The organism is Methyloglobulus sp., assembly GCF_046714055.1.
Classification (GTDB): domain Bacteria; phylum Pseudomonadota; class Gammaproteobacteria; order Methylococcales; family Methylomonadaceae; genus Methyloglobulus.
This window is the reverse complement of sequence record NZ_JBKKBJ010000029.1, coordinates 1-10,760: the sequence shown is the minus strand read 5'-3', so window position 1 is coordinate 10,760 and position 10,760 is coordinate 1. Positions and strand designations below refer to the sequence as shown.

General features: G+C 46.6%; 12 protein-coding genes. All 12 read left to right on the top strand.

What is annotated here, in order from left to right:
* Positions 1-306 precede the first annotated feature (306 nt).
* Positions 307-663, top strand: coding sequence for an ATP synthase subunit I (locus ACLQ6D_RS01830; RefSeq protein WP_411725551.1), 357 nt, complete (start codon positions 307-309; stop codon positions 661-663).
* A gap of 77 nt (positions 664-740) precedes the next feature.
* Entirely contained in the window at positions 741-1,520 is a 780-nt protein-coding gene (gene atpB / locus ACLQ6D_RS01825; protein ID WP_411725550.1) for a F0F1 ATP synthase subunit A, read from the top strand.
* A gap of 46 nt (positions 1,521-1,566) precedes the next feature.
* Positions 1,567-1,854 carry a F0F1 ATP synthase subunit C gene (gene atpE, locus ACLQ6D_RS01820; RefSeq protein WP_027148646.1) on the top strand — a complete coding sequence of 96 codons (288 nt, stop codon included), beginning with the start codon at positions 1,567-1,569 and terminating at the stop codon, positions 1,852-1,854.
* 38 nt (positions 1,855-1,892) lie between these two features.
* The gene (locus ACLQ6D_RS01815) at positions 1,893-2,363 is read left to right on the top strand and encodes a F0F1 ATP synthase subunit B (protein ID WP_411725549.1); all 471 of its coding nucleotides are present in this window, start codon (positions 1,893-1,895) and stop codon (positions 2,361-2,363) included.
* Between the two features lie 9 nt (positions 2,364-2,372).
* Positions 2,373-2,906, top strand: coding sequence for a F0F1 ATP synthase subunit delta (locus ACLQ6D_RS01810; RefSeq protein WP_411725548.1), 534 nt, complete (start codon positions 2,373-2,375; stop codon positions 2,904-2,906).
* 16 nt (positions 2,907-2,922) lie between these two features.
* The gene (atpA, locus tag ACLQ6D_RS01805; protein ID WP_411725547.1) at positions 2,923-4,464 is read left to right on the top strand and encodes a F0F1 ATP synthase subunit alpha; all 1,542 of its coding nucleotides are present in this window, start codon (positions 2,923-2,925) and stop codon (positions 4,462-4,464) included.
* A gap of 12 nt (positions 4,465-4,476) precedes the next feature.
* Entirely contained in the window at positions 4,477-5,340 is an 864-nt protein-coding gene (gene atpG, locus ACLQ6D_RS01800) for a F0F1 ATP synthase subunit gamma (RefSeq protein WP_411725546.1), read from the top strand.
* Positions 5,341-5,380: 40 nt separating this feature from the next.
* Positions 5,381-6,775 carry a F0F1 ATP synthase subunit beta gene (gene atpD, locus ACLQ6D_RS01795; RefSeq protein ID WP_411725545.1) on the top strand — a complete coding sequence of 465 codons (1,395 nt, stop codon included), beginning with the start codon at positions 5,381-5,383 and terminating at the stop codon, positions 6,773-6,775.
* A 23-nt stretch (positions 6,776-6,798) separates the two neighbouring features.
* The gene (locus ACLQ6D_RS01790; RefSeq protein WP_411725552.1) at positions 6,799-7,221 is read left to right on the top strand and encodes a F0F1 ATP synthase subunit epsilon; all 423 of its coding nucleotides are present in this window, start codon (positions 6,799-6,801) and stop codon (positions 7,219-7,221) included.
* Between the two features lie 90 nt (positions 7,222-7,311).
* Positions 7,312-8,682 (top strand): bifunctional UDP-N-acetylglucosamine diphosphorylase/glucosamine-1-phosphate N-acetyltransferase GlmU, encoded by a 1,371-nt coding sequence (gene glmU, locus ACLQ6D_RS01785; protein WP_411725544.1) that lies wholly within the window; start codon positions 7,312-7,314, stop codon positions 8,680-8,682.
* Between the two features lie 13 nt (positions 8,683-8,695).
* Positions 8,696-10,525 (top strand): glutamine--fructose-6-phosphate transaminase (isomerizing), encoded by a 1,830-nt coding sequence (gene glmS, locus ACLQ6D_RS01780; protein WP_411725542.1) that lies wholly within the window; start codon positions 8,696-8,698, stop codon positions 10,523-10,525.
* A 5-nt stretch (positions 10,526-10,530) separates the two neighbouring features.
* Positions 10,531-10,760: DUF2058 family protein (locus tag ACLQ6D_RS01775; RefSeq protein ID WP_411725541.1), on the top strand; the 230-nt coding region annotated here is incomplete at its 3' end.

Genomic DNA, 10,760 nt, shown 5'->3' with positions numbered 1-10,760 from the left:
GGATGACACGGCGCACCAAAGTGGTCGCCCATTGCGAAGGCCTGTTCAATGCAACCATCAAGCTTTGGTTTTACCTAACGCAACCCCATGTATTCCGGGCTTATCAAGAAAAAACATTATCTATCTTTAGGTAAATACTCTCATATTAGTTTGGATAAGGCCAAAAACTTCCGGCAAGTTTTTAATTCAGATAAACGGCAATAGCTAAGAGCTAAATCAATCACCGGGTCTGGTTGTTATTTATCTACCTTGATTTAGTGCATCCTGACAGATATAATTCGTCGACTTAAGTGTTTGGAGAGTTACGTGACAGCTAGCGGTTCGACTACTGTCGCTAAAATACTGGGTTATCAAGTTTTGATAATTATGGTAGTAAGCTTCGGCTTTGTTGTTGGTGGATGGCAAAAAGCCCTTTCATCAACATTAGGTGGGTTGGCGGCCTTCATTCCAAATTTGTATTTTGCATTGCGGGTATCTGGATCTGCGGAGCAAGAAGCCAGAAAGATTTTAAGGTCTTTCTACGTGGGTGAATCAGTGAAGTTGTTGTTAACAGTGGCGCTGTTCATTTTGATATTTCAAATCCCAAGCATCGAAATTTTACCGCTGTTGGCAGGATATATTGCTGCCTTATCGGTTTTTTGGTTTGCGCTCTTAATACGTTGAAATTATAGGGCTGCGTTGAATTTAATTAAGATGCAGTGAATTTAATCAGGCTGCGCTGAATATTTTTGAGAGGATCAATGGCAACCGAAGCTCACGTCGCCGAAGGTGCAACCGGTTATATTATTCACCATTTAACCCCGCTTAGCGTAGGTGAGGGCTTCTGGACTTTACACTTGGATACCCTGTTTTTTTCGGCGGTTTTAGGTTCGCTGTTTGTCTGGTTTTTTAAGAAGGCGGCAGAAAGCGCAAGTCCAGGCGTTCCTGGATTGGCGCAAAATTTCGCTGAAATGCTGGTTGAATTTGTCGATAGGCAAGTCAAAGATAGCTTTCATGGGCATAGCAAGGTGATTGCCCCGCTCGCGCTGACAATATTTTGTTGGGTCTTCCTGTTTAATTTCATGGATTTGTTTCCCGTGGACATATTGCCTTCCGTGGGTTCGGTTATGGGAATCCCGTATTTGCGGGTTGTCCCGAGCACAGATTTGAACGCGACTTTTGCCTTATCCCTATCAGTATTTTGTCTCATTATTTTCTACAACCTAAAAATTAAAGGCGTATGGCGCTTTTCCAAGGAATTGTTGCTGCATCCTTTTAATCATTGGTTGGCAATACCTTTTAACATTATACTTAATTTTGTCGAATATCTGGCGAAACCGATTTCACTCGCGCTGCGGCTATTCGGTAACCTTTATGCGGGTGAATTGATTTTCATGTTGATTGCCTTGCTGCCGTGTTATCTTCAGCCTGTGTTAAGTTTCCCCTGGGCTATCTTTCATATCTTAATTATCACTCTTCAAGCCTTTATATTCATGGTATTGACCATCGTTTACCTGAGTATGGCGCACGAATACCACTAAATAATTTTGTACTTTTTTATTTTTTACACTACGTTTTGGAGTTGTCATGGAAATTGCTAAATTAATAGCCGATGTACAAGGTATGACTGCGATTGCAGTTGGTCTGGTTTTAGGCATGGGTGCTTTGGGAACTGCTATAGGCTTTGGTCTGTTAGGCGGAAAATTCCTGGAAGGTGCCGCTCGCCAACCTGAAATGGTGCCTATGTTGCAGGTGAAAATGTTCGTTGTTGCGGGTTTGCTGGATGCGGTGACCATGATCGGTGTCGGCTTGGCCCTGTTCTTTACGTTTGCCAATCCATTCTTGTCAGCTGTGCAAGCTGCGGCAGCGGGTTAACCACCAGCTTAATATAACATTCACAAGAGGAACACATCGTGAGTATCAATGCTACTCTGATTGGTCAAATAATCACCTTTGCACTTCTGGTATGGTTTACCATGAAGTACATCTGGCCGCCATTATTTAACTCCTTAGAAGAACGTAAAAAGAAAATTGCCGACGGTTTGGCTGCGGCTGAAAAAGGCCAGGAAGAAATGCTCTTGGCTGAGAAAAAAGCCATAGGTGTTTTAAAAACCGCTAAAGACCAATCATCTGAAATTGTAAGCCTGGCGCAAAGGCAAGCTAACGAGATTGTTGAAGAGTCAAAAAGCACGGCCAAAAAAGAAGGGGATCGCCTAATTATTGCGGCTAAAGCGCAAATCGATCAGGAAATCCAGCAAAGCAAGGACACTTTGCGTAAGGAAGTGGCCGCATTGGCCGTCAGTGCGGCCGAGCAAATTTTGGCCGCAGAAATCGACAAAGCCAAACACCAAGAGATTGTAGAAAAAATCTCCAACAGGCTATAAGGCCAGATAATGAGCGAATTGGCAACATTAGCTAGGCCTTATGCTTCGGCGGTATTCAAGCGGGCTAAAGAAACTGCCGCCACTGCAAAGTGGTCGGAAAACTTGGCTTTCATGTCGGCGGTTATGGACAGCAAAGAAATGTCAGCCCTGGTCAATAATCCAAAGGTCAAGAAAGGTAGGCTTACAGAAATGGTACTCGACGTTTGTCACGGACACATCGACAAAGAAGGCGCCAATTTTCTGAAACTGTTGTTGCAAAATAATAGGTTGGCATTATTGCCAGACATCGCCAAACAGTTTGAAGAACTTAGGGCAGAAGATGAAGGTTATATTGAGGTCGAAGTATTGACCGCTTTCGCTTTTACCAAAGAGGCGCAACAGAAATTTGCCGCCACTTTGGAAAAAGCATTAAGCAAAAAAGTTCACATGAATGTGACCCTGGATAAATCATTGATAGGCGGTGTCCTGGTACGCGCAGGCGACCGGGTTATTGATGGTTCCATTAGAGGCCAACTCCAAAACTTGCGAAAGGCTCTACAGTGAGAGTGAGAAATAGAACATGCAATTAAATCCATCTGAAATCAGTGACCTGATAAAAAAGAAGATCGAAAACTTCGATCTGAGCGCAGAATCCCACACGGAAGGCACTGTCGTCAGTGTGACCGATGGTATTGTGAGAATTCATGGCCTGTCTGAGGCGATGCAAGGCGAAATGCTGGAATTCCCAGGTAACGCCTTTGGCATGGCGCTCAACCTTGAAAGGGATTCCGTGGGCGCGGTCATATTGGGCGCTTATCAGCACATCTCAGAAGGCGATACCGTCAAGTGTACGGGAAAAATTCTGGAAGTCCCTATTGGACGGGCTTTATTAGGACGGGTTGTTGATGCCTTGGGTAACCCCATAGACGGCAAAGGCGCTATTGATACCACGGAAACTTCGCCCATCGAAAAAATTGCCCCAGGGGTAATTGCCCGGCAATCGGTAGACCAGCCGGTGCAGATAGGGTTGAAATCTATTGATGCGATGATTCCAATAGGCCGAGGCCAGCGCGAATTGATTATCGGCGACCGCCAAACTGGGAAAACGGCTATCGCCGTCGATGCCATCATTAACCAGAAAGGTACAGGCATAAAATGTATCTATGTGGCGATTGGGCAAAAACGTTCATCCATTGCCAATGTAGTCCGCAAACTGGAAGAACATGGCGCCATGGAACACACGATTGTTGTCGTGGCTTCTGCTTCTGAATCGGCCGCTTTGCAGTTTATCGCACCTTATACAGGTTGCTCGATGGGCGAATTCTTCAGGGATCGTGGTGAAGATGCACTCATTATTTATGATGATTTGACCAAGCAAGCCTGGGCTTACCGCCAGGTATCGTTATTGCTCCGCCGTCCGCCAGGCCGCGAAGCGTATCCAGGCGACGTATTTTATCTGCACTCCCGTTTGCTGGAGCGGGCCTCTCGCATTAATGCCGCCGAAGTCGAAAAACTGACCGGGGGAAAAGTGAAGGGCAAGACCGGATCGCTCACAGCATTACCAATCATCGAAACCCAAAGTGGCGACGTGACAGCTTTCGTACCCACCAACGTCATCTCCATTACCGACGGACAGATCTTCCTGGAAACTAATTTATTTAATTCTGGCATAAGGCCTGCTGTGAACGCCGGTTTATCGGTTTCCCGTGTCGGTGGCGCTGCACAAACCAAGATTATCAAGAAACTGGGCGGTGGAACCCGTTTGGATTTGGCGCAATACCGTGAGTTAGCTGCGTTCGCGCAATTTGCTTCGGACTTGGATGAAAGCACACGAAAACAGATAGAGCGTGGTCAACGGGTGACTGAATTGATGAAGCAAAACCAGTACTCTCCTATGTCTGTTGCCCAGATGGCGATGTCGCTGTTTGCCGCTAATGAGGGTTTTCTGGATACTGTGGAAGTTAACAAAGTCCTCGCTTTTGAAGCGGCATTACATACGTATATGAAATCGGAACATTTTACCTTGATGGACACCATCAATAAGGCCGGCGATTATTCCGATGAAATAAGACAAGGCATGAAGAAGGCTGTTGAAACATTCATTCAAACGCACAGTTGGTAAAAAGGTCTTCTGATGGCTGTTGGTAAAGAAATACGGACTAAGATCGGCAGTATTAAAAATACGCAAAAGATCACGCGTGCGATGGAAATGGTTGCGGCCAGTAAAATGCGCAAAACCAAGGACAGGATGCAAGCAACGCGGCCATATTCAATAAAGATTGGCCAGATTATCAAACATCTGGCACACGCCAATCCTGAATATAAGCACAGTTTTCTCATTCAGCGCGAAGTCAAGCGCGTGGGGATCATTGTGGTCAGTTCGGACAGGGGATTGTGCGGTGGGCTGAATGCAAACCTGTTCAGAAAAACCCTGGCCCATCTCACAGAATGGGATAAGGCCGGTATCGAGATTGATGTTTGCGCGATAGGCACAAAAGCTTCCGGTTTCTTTAGTAACCTGAAAACAAATTTGGTTGGGCAAGTCACCAAACTGGGCGATACGCCGCACCTTAAAGATATTGTCGGCATTATCAAAATCATGCTGGATACTTATGGCGAAGGGCGTATAGACGAGCTGTATGTAGTTAACAACGAATTCGTCAATACCATGACGCAGCGGCCTTCCATTACTAGATTGTTACCTGTTGTTGCCGATCAAATCGAAGAAACCTTGGGTGGACACTGGGATTACATTTACGAGCCCGATGCCAAAGAAGTTCTCGACCATTTGCTGACCAGATACATAGAATCTATCGTCTACCAAGGGTTGGTGGAGAATAATGCTTGTGAGCAGGCTGCGCGGATGGTGGCGATGAAGAGCGCTTCGGATAATGCCGGAAGTCTTATTAAAGAATTGCAACTAATTTATAACAAAGCACGGCAAGCCGCAATTACTCAAGAAATTTCAGAGATTGTTGCCGGTGCTGCAGCGGTTTAAGCGTATGAAAAAGCGAATTATTAATTAAGGGGACAACTCAATGAGTTCGGGTAAAATCGTTCAGATCATAGGCGCGGTTGTCGACGTGGAATTTTCCCGCGAAGACATGCCTAAGGTTTATGATGCGTTAAACGTAGTAGGCAAAGATTTGGTGCTGGAAGTCCAGCAACAGCTCGGTGATGGTGTGGCAAGAACCATTGCTATGGGGAGCACGGACGGTTTAAAACGAGGTCTTTCAGTGACAAACACGAACGCGCCTATTTCCGTGCCTGTAGGCCAGGAAACATTAGGCCGTATTATGAACGTGCTGGGGCTACCGATCGACGAAAAAGGCCCTATTGGTGAAAAAGTAAAATGGGGCATACACCGGGAAGCGCCTACTTATGCGGAACAAGCGGCAGCTAATGAATTGTTGGAAACCGGGATTAAAGTCATAGACTTGGTTTGCCCCTTTACCAAAGGTGGCAAAGTAGGCTTGTTCGGTGGCGCTGGTGTAGGCAAAACCGTTAACATGATGGAGCTTATCCGTAATATCGCTATCGAACATAGCGGTTATTCCGTATTTGCGGGTGTCGGTGAAAGGACTCGTGAAGGGAATGATTTCTACCACGAAATGACGGACTCCAACGTTATCGACAAGGTATCCCTGGTTTACGGACAGATGAACGAACCGCCTGGAAACAGGCTGCGTGTGGCCTTGACTGGTTTGACCATGGCGGAATATTTCCGTGATGAAGGCCGTGACGTTTTGTTTTTTGTTGACAATATCTACCGTTACACGCTGGCAGGAACAGAAGTGTCTGCGTTATTGGGCCGTATGCCATCTGCGGTGGGTTATCAGCCGACACTGGCGGAAGAAATGGGAGTGCTGCAAGAACGTATTACCTCAACCAAGACTGGTTCTATCACCTCAATCCAGGCGGTTTACGTACCAGCGGACGACCTGACCGACCCTTCTCCGGCAACCACATTCGCCCATTTGGATGCGACGGTGGTGTTGTCCCGTCAAATCGCCGAGCTGGGAATTTATCCTGCGATTGATCCTTTGGACTCAACAAGCCGCCAGCTTGATCCGCTGGTCATCGGACAAGAGCATTATGATGTCGCCCGTAAAGTGCAAGGCATCTTGCAACGCTATAAAGAGCTGCGCGATATTATTGCCATTCTGGGTATGGATGAACTTTCCGAAGACGACAAGTTGATTGTAGTCAGGGCGCGTAAAATGCAGCGATTCTTGTCGCAACCGTTTTTTGTTGCCGAAGTTTTTACCGGTTCCCCAGGTAAGTATGTTTCCCTGAAAGATACGATAGCAGGGTTTAAGGGCATTATTGACGGGGAATATGATGCCATCCCCGAACAGGCGTTTTATATGGTTGGCACGATAGATGAAGCGCTGGAAAAAGCGAAAAACATGAAATTAGCCAAGAATGTATAGTTAAGCTTTCATCAAAGAGTATTATCGTTATGACCGTACATGTAGACATCGTTAGTGCAGAGCAGGAGATATTTTCCGGAATGGCAGAAATGGTGTTTGCCCCTGCCGAATTAGGCGAAGTGGGTATTTCACCTCGACACGCGCCGTTCATAACCCGTTTAAAGCCAGGTGAAGTTCGCGTAAAAGTCAGTGATACTGAAAGCTACCCATTCTATGTCTCCGGTGGAATGCTGGAAGTACAGCCGCATTTAGTCACTGTGCTGGCAGACACGGCTATCAGGGCCAAAGACATAGATGAAGCCGCCGCCATCGAAGCGAAAGCAAAAGCTGAGGAAGCCTTGGCTGACAAATCTGGCAAGATTGATTACGCAACCGCCCAGGCGCAACTGGCGGAAGCGATTATGCAATTAAGGACGTTAGACCGGCTCAGAAAGCGCGGTGGCTAAACAATCCACCTGAGGCGCTGTTCCAAAAATCCACGTATAAGCCTGATAGCTACTGGATTCGTTGTCGGGCTTTTTAGTTTAGGGGGATCAATGAATATTACCACCATCATTCTGGCTGCGGGCAAAGGCACACGCATGCGCTCAGAAATTCCCAAAATTATGCATAAAATTGCCGACTGGCCTTTATTAGAGCATGTCTATAGCATGAGCAACCAATTGGCAAATAACCAAATCAAGATTGTTTATGGGCATGGCGCTGAACTGGTTAGGGAAAGCCTAAAACATTTGGGTGCCAGTTGGATAGAGCAAAAACAACAGTTAGGCACAGGTCATGCTGTACAACAGGTTACCGGCCAAATAGCCGATACGGATACCGTACTTATACTGTATGGGGATGTCCCCTTACTCAAGTTGTCAACAGTAAAGGCGCTGTTGGCAAACGTAGGCGACAAGTCGCTAGCATTGCTCACGGTTAATCTTACCGATCCTAAAGGCTATGGCAGGATAGTGAGGAATTCCTCTGGACAGGTATTAAAAATTGTCGAAGAAAAAGATGCATCCAATGACGAAAAGCTAATCAAGGAAGTCAATACCGGCATCATGGCGGTGAAAGGCGACAAATTAAAATCATGGTTGGGTCGGCTCGAGAATAATAATGCCCAGGGTGAATATTATTTGACTGATGTCATCGAAATGGCCGTCTGCGAAAAAATCAAAGTTATCACCAATCAGCCGGGCTCTGAAGATGAAGTCATGGGTGTCAATAACCGCATGCAACTAAGCCATCTGGAGCGGGTCTACCAGCAGGAACAAGCAGTTAATTTGATGGAGCAAGGCGTTACCTTGCGCGATCCATCACGGTTTGATTTAAGGGGTTCCCTTGAATCGCTAGGACAGGACATAGAGATAGACATCAACGTTATCTTAGAGGGAACCAATAAAATAGGGAGTAATGTGACCATAGGCGCGAATACCCGGATTAAAAATTCTGTCATAGGCGATCATGTAGAAATTCTCGACAATTGCGTCATTGAGGATGCGGTCATTGGCGAAGGCAGCCGGATCGGGCCTTATGCCAGATTACGGCCTGAGACAGTTTTAGCAAATAATGTCCACATCGGCAACTTTGTGGAAATAAAAAAATCACATGTCGCAGAAAAAAGTAAGATCAACCACTTAAGTTATATTGGGGACACCACCGTGGGGAGCAGCGTCAATATTGGTGCCGGGACGATCACCTGTAACTACGACGGGGTCAACAAATTCAGGACGATCATTGAAGATGGCGCGTTCATCGGCTCGGACACGCAATTGGTTGCCCCAGTTACGGTTGGCAAAAATGCTACCATTGGCGCAGGTTCGACCATTACAAAAGACAGCCCTGAAAATCAGTTAACCTTGAGCCGAGTGAAACAGGTTTCGATTTCAGGATGGCAACGTCCAGAAAAAAAAGAAAGCTAACAGGAAAAATAATATGTGTGGAATCGTCGGTGGCGTAGCGCAAAGAAATGTTGTCCCTATTTTGTTGGAAGGCCTTAAGCGGCTCGAATACCGGGGTTATGACTCAGCAGGCTTGGCAGTCATCCATAACAACGAGATTTACCGGAAACGGGTGTTGGGCAAAGTCAAAGGTCTGGAGGCCATGCTGGAAGCCGACCCCATATCAGGGACTATCGGTATTGCCCATACCCGTTGGGCGACGCACGGAAAACCCAGCACGGCGAATGCACATCCTCATATCTGCCGCCACAGGGTGACTGTTGTACACAATGGCATCATTGAGAATCACGAACAGCTAAAAAGCCAACAACAGAAAGATGGCTATGAATTTACCTCGCAAACGGATACCGAAGTCATCGTACACCAAATATTCGACGCACTTGAGACATCAGGTGATTTTGTCAAGGCCGTAAAACAATCATTAACAAAGTTGGAAGGTGCTTATGCTTTAGGCATCATGTGTACGGATCAACCCGATACCTTGATTGCCTGTAGAAAAGGCAGTCCTTTGGTGATTGGTGTCGGTATTGGCGAATATTTCATTGCTTCCGATGTTGCCGCTTTACTGCCGGTTACCCAGCGTTTTATTTTCCTTGAAGACGGGGATATTGCGATAATCGGTATCGATAATCTGGTTATCTATGATAAGGGCGACAACCTAGTCAGCAGGCCGATCAAGGAAAGCCAACTGACTGCGGAAGCGGCGGAAAAAGGCGAGTACCGCCACTACATGTTGAAGGAAATTTATGAACAGCCCTTTGCCATTTCACAGACCTTGGAAGGCCGTTTCATCAATAACCGCTTACAGGAAAATTCATTTGGGCATAATGCCTCAGCCATTTTTGATAACACCAAAGCCATACTGATACTGGCTTGCGGCACCAGTTACCATGCTGGGTTAGTTGCCCGGTACTGGCTCGAAGAACTCGCGCGGGTTCCTTGCAGTATTGAGGTCGCCAGTGAATTCCGTTACCGAAATCCAGTATTGGCACCGGATACCTTGGTCGTCACAATTTCCCAATCGGGTGAAACCGCAGACACCTTGGCCGCATTGCTGGAAGCCAAAAAGTTGGGTGCCAAGCATTCTTTAGCCATTTGCAATGTGCCGGAAAGTTCGCTGGTCAGGGAATCCGACCTGGTGCTGATGACCCGCGCAGGGCCGGAAATTGGTGTCGCTTCAACGAAGGCGTTCACGACCCAGTTGGTTACCTTGATGTTACTGGTTATTGCGGTGGGCAGAAGGTTCCAATTAGGCGAGGCGATGGAAACCAAGTTGACTTCGGAATTGTTCACGTTGCCCGGCAAAATCGAAAAAGTATTACGGCTCGATGATCAAATTAAAGCCTTATCGGAGCAATTCGCAGAAAAACAACACAGCTTATTTCTCGGCAGGGGTACACATTACCCTATAGCGATGGAGGGCGCATTAAAGCTTAAAGAAATCTCCTACATTCATGCCGAAGCCTATCCTGCAGGTGAACTGAAGCACGGGCCATTGGCGTTGATTGATGCCGACATGCCGGTCATTACCGTGGCACCGAATAACAGCTTGCTGGAAAAACTGAAATCCAATATGCAGGAAGTCAGCGCACGCGGCGGTCAATTGATTGTGTTTATGGATGAGACTTTGTCAGCGGTTACAGAGAGTAATGTCCAAATATTAAAAATTCCACAGGTCGATAATGAGATTTCACCTATCGTTTACACCATACCTTTGCAGCTGTTGTCTTATCATGTCGCCGTGCTGAAAGGAACGGATGTCGACCAACCCAGAAATCTGGCGAAATCGGTGACTGTGGAGTAGGGTTTATGGCTAAACTGTCATTGCAGGAACAATTGCTAAAATCCGGCCTGGTCAGCACAGGACAGGCAAGAACCGTCAAATCGGAAAAACACAAACAAGCCAAACAACAGCATCACAATAAGACAGCGGCCGTTGATGAGGCTAAAGAGCAAGCCCAAAAAGCCCGGCTTGAACAAGCAGAAAGGGATCGCGAACTTAACCAACGCCGTAAACAGGAAGAAGAGCGCAAACAACT